The organism is Maribacter confluentis, assembly GCF_030505015.1.
In the GTDB taxonomy this organism is placed as follows: Bacteria; Bacteroidota; Bacteroidia; order Flavobacteriales; family Flavobacteriaceae; genus Maribacter; species Maribacter sedimenticola.
Genome location: NZ_JAUKUC010000001.1, coordinates 3539653 through 3555695 on the forward strand (window position 1 = coordinate 3539653; position 16043 = coordinate 3555695).

17 protein-coding genes are annotated in these 16043 nt (G+C 38.1%); 9 read left to right on the forward strand and 8 right to left on the reverse strand.

Annotated elements, in window-relative coordinates; translation table 11 throughout:
- Positions 1–33 precede the first annotated feature (33 nt).
- From Q2T41_RS15525 to Q2T41_RS15535, 3 genes are read right to left on the reverse strand one after another with little or no spacing between them, the layout of a single operon-like run.
- Positions 34–606 (reverse strand): DUF2911 domain-containing protein, encoded by a 573-nt coding sequence (locus Q2T41_RS15525; protein ID WP_304436824.1) that lies wholly within the window; start codon positions 604–606, stop codon positions 34–36.
- 29 nt (positions 607–635) lie between these two features.
- Positions 636–1244: an aldose epimerase family protein gene (locus Q2T41_RS15530; RefSeq protein WP_304437461.1), complete on the reverse strand. Its 609-nt coding sequence runs from the start codon at positions 1242–1244 to the stop codon at positions 636–638.
- A complete protein-coding gene (locus Q2T41_RS15535) occupies positions 1208–1543 on the reverse strand; it encodes an aldose epimerase family protein (RefSeq protein ID WP_304436825.1) in 336 nt (111 codons plus the stop codon). The genes Q2T41_RS15530 and Q2T41_RS15535 overlap by 37 nt, the downstream gene beginning before the upstream one ends.
- A 104-nt stretch (positions 1544–1647) precedes the next feature.
- Here Q2T41_RS15535 and Q2T41_RS15540 point away from each other — a divergent pair, with 104 nt between their 5' ends.
- Genes Q2T41_RS15540 through Q2T41_RS15550 form a run of 3 tightly spaced genes read left to right on the forward strand, consistent with a single transcriptional unit; the run spans position 1648 to position 4151 of the window.
- Positions 1648–2193: an RNA polymerase sigma factor gene (locus Q2T41_RS15540; protein WP_304436826.1), complete on the forward strand. Its 546-nt coding sequence runs from the start codon at positions 1648–1650 to the stop codon at positions 2191–2193.
- Positions 2177–2743, forward strand: coding sequence for a hypothetical protein (locus Q2T41_RS15545; RefSeq protein WP_304436827.1), 567 nt, complete (start codon positions 2177–2179; stop codon positions 2741–2743). Before Q2T41_RS15540 ends, Q2T41_RS15545 begins: the two co-directional genes overlap by 17 nt.
- Positions 2727–4151, forward strand: a complete 1425-nt coding sequence (locus Q2T41_RS15550) for a hypothetical protein (RefSeq protein ID WP_304436828.1) — start codon at positions 2727–2729, stop codon at positions 4149–4151. Before Q2T41_RS15545 ends, Q2T41_RS15550 begins: the two co-directional genes overlap by 17 nt.
- Here Q2T41_RS15550 and Q2T41_RS15555 read toward each other — a convergent pair whose 3' ends face one another.
- The 4 genes from Q2T41_RS15555 to msrA form a co-directional block, all read right to left on the reverse strand.
- On the reverse strand, positions 4152–4886 hold the full coding sequence (locus tag Q2T41_RS15555) for a sugar-binding protein (protein WP_304436829.1): 735 nt from the start codon (positions 4884–4886) through the stop codon (positions 4152–4154). It abuts the gene before it with no gap.
- A gap of 173 nt (positions 4887–5059) precedes the next feature.
- Positions 5060–6388, reverse strand: a complete 1329-nt coding sequence (locus tag Q2T41_RS15560) for a Gfo/Idh/MocA family oxidoreductase (RefSeq protein ID WP_304436830.1) — start codon at positions 6386–6388, stop codon at positions 5060–5062.
- Positions 6389–6391: 3 nt separating this feature from the next.
- The gene (locus Q2T41_RS15565) at positions 6392–7771 is read right to left on the reverse strand and encodes a 3-keto-disaccharide hydrolase (RefSeq protein WP_304436831.1); all 1380 of its coding nucleotides are present in this window, start codon (positions 7769–7771) and stop codon (positions 6392–6394) included.
- Positions 7772–7846: 75 nt separating this feature from the next.
- Positions 7847–8554: a peptide-methionine (S)-S-oxide reductase MsrA gene (gene msrA / locus Q2T41_RS15570; protein WP_304436832.1), complete on the reverse strand. Its 708-nt coding sequence runs from the start codon at positions 8552–8554 to the stop codon at positions 7847–7849.
- Between the two features lie 101 nt (positions 8555–8655).
- On the opposite strand from msrA, the gene Q2T41_RS15575 reads away from it, so the two are divergent.
- From Q2T41_RS15575 to Q2T41_RS15585, 3 genes are all read left to right on the forward strand, one after another.
- Positions 8656–9336 carry a peptidoglycan DD-metalloendopeptidase family protein gene (locus Q2T41_RS15575; RefSeq protein WP_304436833.1) on the forward strand — a complete coding sequence of 227 codons (681 nt, stop codon included), beginning with the start codon at positions 8656–8658 and terminating at the stop codon, positions 9334–9336.
- 181 nt (positions 9337–9517) lie between these two features.
- Entirely contained in the window at positions 9518–9754 is a 237-nt protein-coding gene (locus tag Q2T41_RS15580; RefSeq protein ID WP_304436834.1) for a hypothetical protein, read from the forward strand.
- Positions 9755–10098: 344 nt separating this feature from the next.
- The gene (locus tag Q2T41_RS15585) at positions 10099–10338 is read left to right on the forward strand and encodes a hypothetical protein (RefSeq protein ID WP_304436835.1); all 240 of its coding nucleotides are present in this window, start codon (positions 10099–10101) and stop codon (positions 10336–10338) included.
- On the opposite strand, the gene Q2T41_RS15590 is transcribed toward Q2T41_RS15585, so the two are convergent.
- Positions 10335–11078, reverse strand: coding sequence for an arylesterase (locus Q2T41_RS15590; protein ID WP_304436836.1), 744 nt, complete (start codon positions 11076–11078; stop codon positions 10335–10337). The two genes, Q2T41_RS15585 and Q2T41_RS15590, sit on opposite strands and share 4 nt — an antisense overlap.
- A gap of 61 nt (positions 11079–11139) precedes the next feature.
- On the opposite strand from Q2T41_RS15590, the gene Q2T41_RS15595 reads away from it, so the two are divergent.
- The 3 genes from Q2T41_RS15595 to Q2T41_RS15605 all read left to right on the forward strand — a co-directional run bounded on the left by Q2T41_RS15595 (position 11140) and on the right by Q2T41_RS15605 (position 15895).
- On the forward strand, positions 11140–11829 hold the full coding sequence (locus tag Q2T41_RS15595) for an ABC transporter ATP-binding protein (RefSeq protein WP_304436837.1): 690 nt from the start codon (positions 11140–11142) through the stop codon (positions 11827–11829).
- Positions 11830–11876: 47 nt separating this feature from the next.
- Positions 11877–14378: an ABC transporter permease gene (locus Q2T41_RS15600; protein WP_304437462.1), complete on the forward strand. Its 2502-nt coding sequence runs from the start codon at positions 11877–11879 to the stop codon at positions 14376–14378.
- A gap of 167 nt (positions 14379–14545) precedes the next feature.
- Positions 14546–15895 carry a DEAD/DEAH box helicase gene (locus Q2T41_RS15605; protein WP_304436838.1) on the forward strand — a complete coding sequence of 450 codons (1350 nt, stop codon included), beginning with the start codon at positions 14546–14548 and terminating at the stop codon, positions 15893–15895.
- Positions 15896–16043 lie beyond the last annotated feature (148 nt).

Genomic DNA, 16043 nt, shown 5'->3' on the forward strand with positions numbered 1-16043 from the left:
GCTGTGTATTTTTAACCGTTGGCAACAAAAGTACTATTTGTAAACGGGAACCATTATTTTGGTGGTATCCCAAGCTAAACTTATAACGTTTTGTGATTTTTGTTGTAATGTTTGTTCTTCAAAAGTAATGGTAAAATCTTCCACAGGATTTTGGAGGTCTATGACCGGTACCTCTACAGTTATTAGATCATAGTTGCTATCATGGGTTGTCTGGTTGCCATTGATGCGGGTAACCCCCCAATCCGGTATTTGCGTGTTGAACATTATTTTCCAGCTCTTTTTATTGGGTATGGACCATAGTGAATAAGTGCCGGCAGGAAGTGGTTTGTCTATAATCTTAATTGGTTTGGAAACGGTTATGGTAGTGGGTTCATTGGCGCCGGTACGCCATACATTGCCATATGGAACCAACTCCCCAAAAATTTTCCTTCCTTTTTTGGACGGACTGGAATAATCTATTTTTAGAACGGTATTGTCAAGTTCCAAAACGGAGGTCTTGTAGGGACTAAATTTTTTAGTCTCTCGGTGTACATAAGGTATGGCTACAAAATAAACCAGAGCGGCCAGTACCAACATGACCACAACAATTTTTTTAATCAGCTTCATACACGTGATTATTTTAAAGAGCTATCCAGCTAGGTCTGCAAATCAAATTTAAAGATAGAAATGTTGTTGTAGATATCGCCGGGTCTTAAGACGCTTTTAGGAAAATCCGGTTGGTTGGGAGCATCCGGATAATTTTGTGTTTCAAAACAGATTCCTGGAAATTCGGTTGGTGTATAAACGACCACCGCGGGTTGGTTGGTATATACCCTCATATGAATACCAGATGTCCTAGATCTTAATTCCGCTACTTTTTCGTTTCCCAAATCTTTGACAAATACCGTATTGAAACGTTGCAGTCCAATTTTTCTAGGTAATAAAAAATCATAGTCGGTCTTTCTAACCGGTATTAAATTACCCGTGGGTAAATGGTTTTCTTTAGTTTCTAATCGGTATGGACAATTTAATTGCAGTTCGCATTCATCAATGAAGGGGTCCTTATCTAATTTAAAATAGGAATGGTTGGTAAGATTAATGACCGTGCTTCTGTCCGTAGTACCTTCATAAATGACCTGCAAGGCATTATCCATTAGCCTGTAGGTAACACTAACTGTTAAATTGCCAGGATAGCCTTCTTCTAAGTGTTTACTGTAATAGGTTAGTTTTACGAAAGGGTTATCTGTGGTATTGACTTCATCAATTGTCCAATATTTTTGATGAAAGCCCTCTTTTCCCCGTGTAAGTGAACCCCATCTTCCTGATAGAGAAAAAACTTTTCCCTATCCAAATCAAACCCACCTCTGGAAATTCTGCCTGCATACCTACCCACACTTGCGCCCAGTATATTTTCGTCCAAACGGTATCTACTGGGATGGTTAAAACCGGCTACAACATTCGTAAATTCCCCATCCTTACCCTTTACGAGCAATTTTTGAATTGTAGCGCCATAATCCAACACCATAAGTGTCATAAACCTATTGGAAATCGTAACTTGTTTCAAAGGGAAATTTTAAAAATAAGTTGTAAAAATAAAGATTTTTGCAACATCCTTTTTTTTCTATCGTCTTTAAAATAACAACAACCAAAAACCAATCTTTTTACCCAATGTTTCAAAGCAATGTTGTAGAGAAATGCAAAGCAAACGATAGGTCTGCACAGGTACAACTGTATAGGAAGTATTGTGAAGGAATGTATATCGTTGCCATGCGTTTTGTTAAGGATGCGGATGATGCGGAGGATGTTTTGCAGGAGGCCTTTATAAAGGCTTTTCAAAAACTTGATCAATTTAAGGGAGATGTGACTTTTGGGGCTTGGTTAAAACGTATCGTCATCAATAAATGTATCGACTTCCTTAAATCAAAAAAAGAGTATTTGGTTTCTTTGGATGAGGGTTATATGCAGAACAAGGATGATGATGAAAATTGGAATATTGAGGCTACGATTACTATTGATGAAGTAAAAAAAGCCATAGATAATCTACAGGCTACCTACAGATGTGTGGTATTGATGTATTTAATTGAAGGATATGACCATCAAGAAATTGCACAGGTATTGAATATCTCCGAAACCGCATGTAGAACAAGATTATTAAGGGGGAAGGCAATCTTAAAAGAAGTATTAAAAGCAAATAGATATGGAACAGGATCTTAGGGAAATGTTTAAGACGCATCATAAAGATGAACGATGTGCCTTGAAGACGGGACATGAAGCACGCTTTTTGCAAAAACTGGAAAAAGAATTGCCAATAGGTAAAAAGAAAAATAGGTCTTGGCTATTTATGGCGGCGTCTATTGTAATCTTATTGGGTATTGGTCTAGGATATACCTATACAAACAGAAATGTTGAACAACCGGCAGTGGTTAATACGGAGGAGAATTTACCTGATCGGGAATTTACATTTGGCGATCTGTCCCCAGACCTAAAAAAGGTAGAAAATTTTTATATGGCAAATATCAATATTGAATTATCCAAACTTCAGTTTTCTACGGACAATAAGGATTTGATCGATAGTTATATGGAACAGTTGAACAACTTGAACATGGAGTATAAAAACCTTAATACCGAATTAAAGGAATTGGGACCCAATGACCAGACCATAACAGCTCTTATAGAAAATTTACAATTACGCTTACAATTATTACAAAAACTAAAAAAGAAGTTAAACGATTTAAAACAATCAAAAAATGAACAGATCATGTAAAACTGTATCGGCGCAACTCATCATTGTGCTGGGACTATTAATGCCTTTGGGGCTACTTGCCCAAACAGAAAGTAAAACCTATAAAGAACGCTATAATGTGGCAGATGATGCCGTATTGGAAATCAATACCAGCTATGCCGATATAGAATTTGAAACCTGGGGCAAGGACGAAGTTGCCATAACCGCAACCATTACCCTTGAAGGTGCAACAAAGGAAGAAGCCGAAGCGTATTTTAAAGGAAATCCTATTGAAATATTAGGAAACAGCAGCAACATCTCAATATCAACTAAATCTAAGAACAACAGGTTTTTTGCTATGGAAGGCACTGAGTTTGACCACAACGACCTTCATATAGAAATACCGGAAATTGCCACTTTTGTCATGAGTATGCCACAAGTTGCCCCCTTTCCAAGTATGCCCCCATTACCACAAACGGAAGCATTTTCGTTTGACTATGAGGCTTTTGAGAAAGATGGTGATAAATACATGAAGCAGTGGCAAAAGAATTTTGAAAAAAGTTTTGATAAGGAACATCAAAAACGATTGGAGGAATGGGCGGAAAAGATGGAGAAACGCGCAGAGGAAATGGAGCAACGTTTAGAGGAACAGAATGAACAACGTCAAAAAAGGTTTGAGGAACGTGCGGAAGAGATGGAACAACGACTTAAGGAGCGAGAAGAGGTCCGTGCCAACCAAATGGTGAAACGAGACTCAATAAGGACAAGTTTTTTTGTACGAAGAGACAGTTTAAGGAGTGCACCCAATATTTTTTATCTAAATACCGATCAAGGCACTAAAAACTATAAAATAAAGAAAACCATAAAGATTAGTTTACCTAAGTCTACCCGAATTAAAATGGATGTAAGGCATGGGGAGGTTAAATTGGCGGCCAATACCAAAAACTTGAATGCGAAACTTTCGCATTCAAGCCTTTGGGCCAATAGTATAGATGGTAAGGAAACCAATGTTTGTGCTTCTTATTCCCCGGTGACCGTTGCTCAATGGAACCATGGTCAATTGAGTACGTCTTATTCTGAACAAATTTCCTTGAATCAAGTTGTACAGCTACAGTTAGAAACCGTTTCCTCAGAAGTAACCATAGAAAAATTACTTAAAAGCGCCCTTGTAAAAAATAATTTTGGTGCGGTGCATATTCTTGAGCTCGGCCCTGATTTTAAGGATTTGGATATTAGTCTAAAAAATGCGGAATTTAGATTGGCACTCCCAAAGGTGGCCAGTGATATATACGTAAAAGGAAATTCCTCAACCTTTGACAGGCCCAAAGGGTTGAACTTAAAAGAGACCATCAATGGGTCCACAAGAATTAGTAAAGGTTATCACTTAAATGACAACAGTGGTAGGTCTATAATGATTACTTCTGATTATAGTGAAGTTGTTGTTCAATAACTACTTATCCAAAATCAATGTGCCAAAAGAGTTTGCATTGATCCAACCTTGATTTTTATCTTCTCCGGGAATAAAGACAGATCCAATTAAATTTTCCCTCTTTTCACTTTGGTCATTATCTCCATAGGCCAAGGCAAAACCAATTTTATCACCCTTTTTTAAAACTGCCGGTTCTACATTTGAACTTGTTGTATAGGTATCCGGATATACTTTCACCAATAGCTCCCAGTAGGTCGTGTTTCCTTCGGTTTTATGAGCAGAAATTATATGATCATTAAAAAAATGGGCTTCCTTGTCTTCTGCAAGATCAACCACATTGCCATCCAATGCAACGTGATAGGTAAAGGCATTGCTATTAAAGCGGTGTAGCCCACCAGAATTGTCCTGATCAACATAGACTAGAACAGAATCATCGTTCCACCAAAGTTTCAGTGGGTCTTTGGCCTGTTTATAAATAGAATCATCAACAATTTCTAAAAGCAGGTATAATCCTTCTTCTTTCCAAGCTATTCTATATTTACCGTTGAAATCCGTATGTTCAAACGGGCCGCCTATCCAATTTTGATCAATGGGATACCACTCTAGGGTATTCCAGAAATTTTCAATTGGCCTACCATCTAACTTGGGCGCATCTTCTATATAGGTAACGGTGGAAATATGGGTATCTTTCTTTTTTTCGATATCACTACATGATAAAAGGGATACCAAGACAATCAAAATGAGAGTCCATTTCATAACGTAAAGGTTTGAAATCTTAAGTTCAAAGATAGTATTTTATTGAGAAGTAAGATTTTAAGCACACTACTATATGAAAGACATTGACCTTTAGAAAGAAAACAGCCTGCAGCATCTATGACGATGGTGCAGGCTGTTATAGTCATAATAGTTTAACGGATAGGTGGGTTTTTTTATAATTTTGGTTCCCAACCATTTTCGTAGATACGCTTCCAAGACTCCATTACTTTGTCGTTATTGGTTACTTTACCGGTCTTTGCATCTATTTGTATGGTTTCTCCCGCGTCTTGGGCCATATTGCCCAAATGGCACAACATGGTAGAAATACTGGCATCCCTAATATCAGAATTTAAGTTTTTGTCCTCACGTATGCCCGCAAAGAAATTAGAGATATGGTTAATGTCCAAAACACCTTCTCCACGAGTATTTGTTGTCAGGCTTGTGCCACCTTCCAACTCTTCTTTTATAAGGTTACCTTCCAAATCAAAAAGGCGATAGAAATTACGGTCTAGCATAATGGTTCCTTTAGAACCATAGATGGTACTACCTCGTCCAGGTCTCTCCGGTTTCATCATTCCTCTACTGTGTCCTGTCCATGTCAGGAATTTATCATTATCAAAGGTATAGGTGACCTGCTGGTTGTCCACAAACTCCCAATCATCTTGAAAAGTATATTTTCCTCCAAACGATGTAACACTATTGGGAAGGTCTACCCCTAATGCCCATCGGCAAATATCTATCTCATGGGTTCCGTTATTATGAATTTCCCCAGTTCCATAGGTGCGGAACCAATGCCAATTATAAGGGTGAACATTGTTTCTATAGGCTTGTCTTGGCGCAGGACCCTGCCATAAATCCCAATTTAATGTTGAAGGGACGTCTATTTCCTTGCCAATGCCTATGGAGCCCCTATTGTTGGAATAATAAGCCTCTCCTTTATATACATCGCCAATGACGCCTTCCTTAATATCCTTGATTGCACTGATTGATGTTTTGGCGGAGCGTTGTTGGTTACCCATTTGCACTTTCTTTCCATACTTTTTATGGGCAGCGACCAAAAGGTCGTTCTCATAAGGATTATGGCTACAGGGTTTTTCAACATATACATGTTTGCCCGCCTGTAAGGCCATTATGGCCATAGGAGCATGCCAATGTTCTGGGGTTGCTATAAAAACGGCATCAACATCCTTATCTTCCAATACTTTTCTAAAATCTTTTTCAACCTTAGGAATGTAGCCAATGGTTTCTTGGCACCATTCATTATGTTCCTTAAGTATTACGTCGTCCACATCACAGGAGTAAACGATTTTGGCATTTTTATCTTTATGAATGGCCATTATATGTGCCTTTGCCCTGCTACGTACACCTATAATTGCACAATTTATATGGTCATTTGCACCTAAAATATTAGCATATGAACTAGTTGGGAATACTAAGCCACCTAAGGTAACGGCTGCAGATCCAGCTGTTGTTTTTTTGATAAAATTTCTTCTTGTCGTCATGTGTTATTCCTTTTCAATTGGTTTTATCTTGATATTCTTAAATGATACCCTATCTCCATGATCTTGCAATAGAATATGACCTTTTTCAGCTTCGCCAAAATTAGGCCATTTTACATATTTACTCTCGGATACCAATTTTCTAAAATCGTCACTTTTGCGTTCGTACTCCAACACTTTCATACCATTAAGGTAATGTTCTACGTGGTTGTCCTTAGATACGATATGGGCAGTGTTCCATTCTCCCGGGCCGTTCATAGGTTTGTTTGGGTCTGCTTTGATAAGGTCATATAATGATGATACGGTACGGCTACCTTCATGGTTTCCAAGTTTGGCATCCGGATGTCTTGCATCGTCCAGTATTTGATATTCCAGTCCTATAGAAGATCCTGGTCCTTTATTGATATCTGTATCTACATAATATTTTATACCGCTATTGGCACCTTCGGTAATTTTAAAATCCAACATCAATTCAAAATCGCCATAAAGTTCTTTGGTCACAATATCACCACCGGCAGCAGATTCTTCACCACCAGAGGAAAGTACGGTCAGTATTCCATCTTTAATCTCCCAGCCTTTTGTTGGGAACTCATCTAAGCGGGCCCCTCTCCAACCATTGGTGGTTTCTCCGTCCCATAACATTTTCCAGCCTTTTTTGACCTCGTCCGCTCCTAAGGCATTTTTGGTATTTATGGGTTGAATTGGTGTTTGTCTAGAATATTTGGATAGACTATCGGTCAATATCTTTATATCTTTCCAAATAATATCCGTTCCATCTTTTTGCTCATCGGATATGCTGTGTACCTGTAGCGCTATAAAACCTTCTGATGTCCTATCATCTATTAAATGAGCCGCAGGTACATCATTGATCCATGTTTTTATGGTATCTCCAATGGCCTCTATCCTATAATGGTTCCAATCATTTTGTTTAAACGCTTGTTGCGCGGTAGGGTTATCGGTCATAGGATTTAGCCAACCACGTCTGGCCTCATCATAAATACCGGCACTCCATGCCCTTTCCGAAGGGTCAATTTCTATTTGATATCCATGTACGCGACCATCCATATAGTGCGGTAAACTGTTGCTTCTTATCTGTACACCGGAATTCATACTAGGATCTACTTTGTAGTCCAGTTCCAAGATAAAGTCCCCGTACATTTTATCCGTCGTCATAAATGAATTTGGTGTGTTGTGCACGGTAGTACCCACAATGGCATTGTCCTTTATGGTATAGGTAGCTTCACCACCTAATTGTGTCCATCCATTTAAAGTTTCTCCATCAAATAGATTAACCCATGGGGTATCATCCTTTGGTTCTTGCTGACAGCTATATAGTAGTGTTGTTAGGGCTACGGTACATAGCAAGTAATTGATTGTTGATTTCATTGGTTTGGTAAATTTTGATTTATAAAAAAGCGCCCAAGATAGGGCGCTTGAATATAGTAATTTTTTAGGAGTCTACTAGTGGGCATCTACCTTTAAATAATCTCCAAAATTTTCTTTAAACCTGTTTAGCCTTGGTATGGATACATTGCGTATATATGAATTGTTTGGATTGTTTTTTTCATAGTCCTGATGGTAGTCCTCTGCTCTGTAGAATATAGTGTGCTTGGTAACCTCGGTAGTAATGGGGTCATTGTCATAAACCTTTTGATCGGTTAGTGCTTTCATATAGTTTTCAATGATTTTTTTTTGTTCTTCCGTTTTATAAAAGGCTATTGAACGGTATTGCCTACCACGATCTGGTCCTTGTCTGTTTAATTGAGTAGGGTCATGAGATCCAAAAAACACCTGTACCAATTGTGTAAACGAAATTTCCTTAGGGTCATAATACACTTCAACCGCTTCGGCATGGTCCGTTTTTCCATAACCCACTTGTTCGTAAGTCGGATTTTTCTGTGTACCCCCCGCATATCCGGAAATGACCTCTTTTACTCCTTTAACACTTTCAAAAATGGCCTCTACACACCAAAAACAACCACTTGCAAAATATGCGGTCTCATATTTGTCTAGTTGCTGAGGTGTAAGTTTTTCCGTTTTTTGACTTTTATCAACGGTAGCTTTGGTGGTATCTGAAAGTTCCGGAAGTATATTTTTTTTGGCTTTGGATTGACAGCTGGTTGCCAATAAGGTGGCACCTAGTAATAGGGTCAGTTGAACTAATTTCATAACAATTTTCTTTTAACAATTGGTAGGTAATTTACAAAGACCTTACGTGGTATAGGGTTAAAAAATGTTAAGAACATGTTTAGATCAATTATTTTTGATAAATGGATGCATTCATTAAGGATTTAATTTCAGTATCGGACACGACTATTCAAATTTTGGATAAAGATCTAGTAACGGAACAATATGTGCCCCTTGATCTATCTAAAAATAATGCTGAATTATATAATTTAAATATAACCGACCCTATGGTTTGTCAAGATTATATTGATAAGGTACTTGGCTACGAAAAAGGCTCTGTAGCTTTTGGCGGGTATTTGGAAGAACGAAATCTTTATAGTGACAAGGAAAGCTTTACCTCCAGTACCGCGCCAATAAGAAATATACACTTAGGGATAGATTTTTGGTGTCAGGCCCATACAAAGGTCATGGTGCCTATTGATGGGATAGTACATAGTTTTAAATTTAATAACGTTCCAGGTGATTATGGACCCACTATAGTTTTACAGCATAGCCTAAACAACCATACCTTTTATACCCTGTACGGTCATTTAAGTTTGTCCTCCTTGGATAATCTAAAATTGGGCAAAGCCTTTTATACGGGCGAAGTATTGGGTGTATTAGGGACTCCGGATATAAATGTAAACTATGCACCACATTTGCATTTTCAAATAATACGCGATATGGAAGGTTATATGGGAGATTATCCAGGAGTTTGTGCCAAGAATAAATTGGAACACTACAAAGGTAATTGTCCTGATCCAAATATATTGTTGAAGCTTTAAAGGACATATCGATAAACTACTTGTTTGATCGCTATGAGGAATTGATGAGGTTTGTTGTTCATCGGACGTAATTTACACTTTGTCCATGTTGTTGTATCGTAACGGAAAATCGTGTTTTTGAGCGAATTGGAATGGGGTAGGACTAGGTTTGCTGCGTTATTTAAGTGTAACAAATCAAGTCATGAAAACAATAGTATCTATCATCTTTATCCTCTTTATAGGAATTGCTGTCCAAGCACAGGATAAAGGTAAGGACGTTAAGGTTGAAACTATTGAATTGATCAATGCACCTAAAATTACCAAGGAATTCAACGCCAAGGATTATAACCAAACAGCACGTTTGTACAGGTCTAAAAATTCGAAGATAAAAAGAGAGCTGAATTTCATCACCAAGGCCAATAAGGCCAAAATGGTCTAATATTATCTATAGGGTGTTACATTGATAATGATATTCTTCAATTCTTTTTCGTATAAGAATTGTCAACCTAAGATAAAGAACCGTAACTGTGATTATAAGTAAGAAAATTGTTTTGTAAGAAGGAATATACTGGATATTGAATAATTGTAGGAATTTAATTACAATACGGGTAAAATGTACGGTTTTATCGATTATCGGTAAATGTTTTTGTAGGAAAACGGACTACAAAAAATGGTAATACATCGAAAAGCTAACATTTCATCGTAAAAAATATACCTTTTGTCGAATTGAAAGTACGTAAAATTAAAAACGGGTAGTTATCTACAAACCAAATTTACCTACTTATGCGTACCCTTATATTTTTATTCCTTGTTATCTGTTTGGGAACATTGTCCCAAGCACAGGAAAATCCTACGGCCAAAAGAGTACAGGTTATTGTTATGCCTATGGCGCAAGCAAAACCTATGGCAGAAAGATTACCTATGAGTTCCCAAACAGCTGCAAGGTTTTTTAAAGTCAAGAATGCTAGAATTAAAAGAGCATTGGCGTTTAAGCCAATTTCAAGAAGAACATTGGTAGCCTAATTGGTCATTGTATTCTTATCGCTTTCCAAAATTTCCGAATTTTCCAAACCTGTGGTGACTATAGGTTTTAATATTTCCCAAACATTTTCGGCCACAATTTTTTGACCTTCGGCCGTAGGGTGTATACCATCTTCCAAATTCAATTCAGGTATTCCTGCAACGCCTTCCAATAAAAATGGAATGAGATAGATATTATTGGATTCTGCCAAGGCGGGATACATTTGCTTGAACTGTGTAGCATAATCTGCACCCATATTTGGAGGTATCTGCATGCCGGCAAGTATTATTCGGGTTTCTGGGTTCCTGTCTTTAACCATATTGATCATGGTCTGTAGGTTGTTCATTGATTCCGTAATGGGTATTCCCCTTAAACCATCATTGGCCCCTAGTTCCAATACAAAAATATCTACTGGCTGGTTTAGCACCCAGTCCAACCTGTTTAGACCTCCAGAAGTGGTTTCCCCACTTAAACCGGAATTAATGACTTTATAATGTAAGTCTAAGGAGTCCAAACGCTCTTGTATTCTTTGTGGAAAACCCTGCTCGGTATCCAATCCATAAGCGGCGGTAAGACTGTTTCCATAAAATAAGATGACCTTTTCATCCGTTTCCAACATTTCTTGTTCCGTTACTTTCGTGGCATTTTCATTAGGTCCAACTTTCTTTTTTTCAACATTTTCCTTACAACCTATAATAAGCAATGCACATAAAAAATAACGAAACTTTAATACTTTCAACATAGCCTTATCTAATTAGAATCCAAATCATTTGCTTATTTTGTTCTCTTGTAGAAAATGATTTATGACAAAGATATTAAACGTTCACAACCTAAAGAAGGTCTATACCAGTGGATCAAAGAAATTAACGGTTCTCGATAATATTTCATTCTCAATAGAGGCAGGTTCAAGTTTTGCCATAGTAGGTCCATCGGGCAGTGGTAAAACTACTCTTTTAGGACTATGTGCGGGTTTGGACCAAATTGATGAAGGAACAATAACCTTATGTGGGGAAGATTTAAACGGCTTGAACGAGGATCAACGTGCTCTTCTTAGAAATGAAAAGGTTGGTTTTATTTTTCAGGATTTTCAACTGCTACCTACGTTAACGGCGTTGGAGAACGTTAGTGTGCCCTTAGAGCTGCAAGGGGTTAAAAATGCGTCCAAAGATGCTAAGGAACTTTTGGATAAAGTTGGGTTGGGCAGCAGATATGACCATTATCCGTCCCAATTATCAGGCGGGGAACAACAACGTGTAGCGCTTGCACGTGCATTTAGTACCAAACCCGAAATTTTATTTGCTGATGAGCCTACGGGCAATCTTGACGAAGAAACCGGAAAAAATGTAATCAAGTTATTGTTTGATCTAAATAAGGAAATGGGAACTACTTTGGTAATAGTAACCCATGACCTGGACTTGGCAAGATTAAATGAGCATGTGTTGCGCTTAAAAGGTGGTAAAATAGTAATCAACGAAACTACGGCGATATCTTGAGCAACTTAAAACGGATTTCAAAGGCAGACTTTGGCTGGTTGGTTAAAATGGCTTGGCGAGATGGCAAAGCCAGTGGCAAACGATTGTTATTTTTCATGGCCTCCATTATTTTAGGAATCAGCGCCGTGGTTTCCATACAATCCTTCAGCAATAATCTAAAAGAAAATATTGGCCTGCAGTCCAAAGCGCTTATGGGTGCCGATTTTTTAATAGACAGCAACCAACCTGCCAATGAAAGGGTAGAGGAATTAATGGATTCCCTTGGTGGGGCAGAAGCTAAAGAAGTCAATTTTGCCTCTATGGCAGCTTTTTTAAAAAACGGCAATACAAAATTGGTACAGGTACGTGGAATAGATGGTAATTATCCATTTTACGGGGAGTTGGAGACGGAGCCTCCCAGTGCCGCAAATTCCTATCAAGAATTAGGTGGGGCCTTGGTAGATGCTACCGCAATGTTACAGTATAATCTTCAGCCGGGCGATAGCGTAAAATTGGGTAACATTACCTTTCCTATTGTAGGTTCATTGCTAACCGCCCCGGGTAGTACCGCTATTGGGGCCACTGCGGCACCGCCCATTATTGTACCCTATCGTTTCATGGAACAGAGCGGACTATTACAACGTGGAAGTAGGTTGGAATATAACTACTATTTTAAGAATGCTACGATAGATTTAAAACAGCTGGATAAAATGGTTGATCCTATGCTGGATGCCGAAAATGCAGATATGGATACGCATACGGATACCAGTGAACGTCTGGGACGACGCTATGACAATGTTGGCCGGTTTTTAAATTTGGTAGCGTTTATAGCCCTATTGTTAGGGTGCGTGGGTATTGCCAGTTCCGTACATATTTATATTAAGGAAAAATTGAAGGCGGTCGCCGTACTAAAATGTTTGGGGGCGACCCGTAAACAAACATTCATGATTTTTCTACTTCAGATTGCTGGAATGGGTCTATTGGGCGGACTTATTGGAACGGTAATAGGATTACTATTGCAACAGACGTTTCCATTAATATTACAGGAGTTTTTACCATTTGAGGTGGAGATTTCCACTTCGTTCCAAGCAATTTTTGTAGGGTTGTCGTTAGGGGTGATTATGTCGGTTCTATTTGCACTGTCCCCTTTAATAAATACCTGGTTTGTATCTCCATTACAGGTACTGCGTGTACAACAGGACACTGGTAAAAAATCTAGACCGTATCAACTTTGGGTCATGTTGACCATTATCCTGTTTGTTTTTTGGTTTGCTTATTGGCTATTGGGCCGTTGGACTTTTGCTGCCAGTTTTGTCCTAGGTATATTGGTAACGTTCTCCATTTTGGGATTGGTATCCATTGGGTTTATGCGCTTGATAAAGAGATTCTTTCCAAAATCATGGAGTTTTGCGGCCCGTCAGAGTTTGTTGAATCTCTTTAGACCGAACAACCAAACCGTAGTACTGATATTGGCTATTGGTATAGGTACATTTTTAATTAGTACTTTATACTTTACCAAAGATTTTTTATTGGCAAAAACTGCTTTTGAAACGAATGAACAAAGTCCTAATCTAATACTTTTTGATGTACAGACCGATCAGCGCAATGAGGTAGCAAATACAATTACCCCAAATGGATTGCCCTTAATAGATAATATTCCAATAGTAACCATGCGATTGGAACGTATAAAGGACCGATCCGTAAATGATATTCGATTAGACACAACTACGCGGGTGAACAAGTGGATTTTAAATCACGAGTTTAGAACCACCTATAGGGATTCCATGATCGGGTCAGAACAATTATTGGAAGGGGAATGGATAGAACGTGTAGACCCCAATGCAAAGGTAATACCAATATCATTGGCGAATAATGTGGCCAATGATGCACTGGTTACCGTTGGAGATACATTGTTGTTCAATGTTCAAGGTAAATTAATGACTACAGTGGTTGGTAATATAAGGCAAGTGGATTGGGCACGGATGCAACTTAACTTTTCCATTGTTTTTCCGCAAGGCGTATTGGAGAATGCACCGCAGTTTCATGTTCTTACCACGAACGCACCAGATAAAAAATCATCGGCCAATTTGCAGCGAGAGCTAGTGCATAAGTTTCCAAATGTATCTATCATTGATTTAAGACAAGTTGTTTCCCTAATCGAAAATATATTGGACAAAATTTCATGGGTCATCACCTTTATGGCATTTTTTAGTATCCTAACAGGAATCATTGTTTTAATAGGTTCCGTACGCAATAGCAAATACCAACGAATACGTGAAAGTGTCTTGTTACGTACATTGGGAGCACAAAGCAAACAGATTTTAAAAATAAATGCTTTGGAGTATTTATTTTTAGGCATATTAGGTAGTGGGGTAGGTGTACTACTTTCATTGTTCAGCAGCTTTTTGCTCGCCTATTTTGTTTTTGACACGCCATTTGTACCTTCTTATGTTCCGTTTATAATTCTTCTGCCTGGCATTACCTTATTGGTGTTGTTTATAGGATGGTTCAATAGCAGGGGGATTTTAAAAAGTCCGCCTTTAGAGGTGTTACGTAAAGAAGGAAGTTAACAGTATTTCATCTGGGGCTAAACAAGGACAAAAACAAAACACCCCACGGTAGTGGATTATTATTGGTCTAAACCCTAATTTTATACCAATAACCTGATAATTGTCTCACTTTGCGTGATTTGTCAACTAATCCACATAGCTTTGCATTTTAATACAAAAGTCATTATATGTCCTTGTTTACCGATTTAAAGATTTCTAGAAACCTTGAAAAAGCGTTGGCAGATTTAGGTTTTGAACAAACTACCCCTATTCAGGAAAAAGCTTTTCCAATAGTTATGAGTGGTAGTGATGTGGTAGGAATTGCGCAAACAGGTACAGGAAAGACATTTGCCTATTTGCTTCCTATTTTAAACACGTTGACATTTTCTAAAGAAATTCATCCTAAAGTAGTAATCTTGGTGCCCACTAGGGAGTTGGTGGTCCAGGTTGTGGAAGAAACGGAAAAACTTGCTAAGTATTCTGGTATTCGTGTACTTGGAGTTTTTGGAGGTAAGAGCATGCTGCGTCAGAAAGAGGCATTGGCTAAAGGTACGGATGTTTTGGTGGCTACTCCGGCACGGTTGTATGATTTAATATTGACCAAGGCGGTGCAACTCAAGCAAGTTAAAAAACTGGTGATTGATGAGGTCGATGTAATGCTAGACCTAGGTTTTAGATTTCAATTGATAAATATATTTGAATTGTTGCCTCAAAGAAGGCAGAACATAATGTTCTCTGCCACCATGACCGATGATATCGATATTTTTATTGCTGATTTTTTTAAGGGAGTCCAAAAAATAGCTATTGCCGTTAGTGGTACACCTTTGGAAAATATTAAGCAACTTGGCTATGCCACACCTAATTTTTATACCAAAGTGAATCTATTGGTGCATCTGTTACAGAACGAAACTGAATTTCATAAGGTGCTGGTTTTTGTTTCTAGCAAGCGAAGTGCAGATTTACTTTTCAAGGAAATGGCAGAGTTTTTTAGTGAAGAGATTTGTATCATCCATTCCAATAAAACCCAAAACTATAGGTTAAGGTCCATTAACCAGTTTGATGAGGGTAAGAACCGCATTTTGGTGACAACAGATGTAATGGCTAGGGGGCTGGACCTACAAGAAATCTCTCATGTCATCAATTTTGACACCCCAGTATATCCAGAAAATTATATGCATCGTATTGGTAGAACCGGTAGGGCAGAGAAAGAGGGTATTTCAATATTACTGTATACTCCTGCAGAAACTGAATATAAGGAAGCTATTGAGACTTTAATGGGACAGGAAATACCATTAAAAACGTTGCCCGATGATGTGGAAATAGCAACCAAACTCACCTATGATGAACAACCCAAACATAGGGAGCGTGAAAATCCTTTACACATTAATGAGGAGGAACGTGGTGCCAGCTTTCATGAGAAATCGGAAAAGAACAAAAAGCAGAATCAAGGTGGTTCCTATAAGCGCATTATCAAAAAGAAATATTCCAAACCAAAGACCAGGGGAGATAAAAATTATGCCAAACGTAAGAAAAGATAATTTCAACATTATTTTTAAACTACCCTAACAACAATTCTTTTATATAAAGTACGATAAACATAACCATAAGGTATTGCAGATGATCAAATCTGCTCATATCTAGTGCTTCTTCATCATAAATTGTACTCGGCAATCTAGTTTTTTTTGA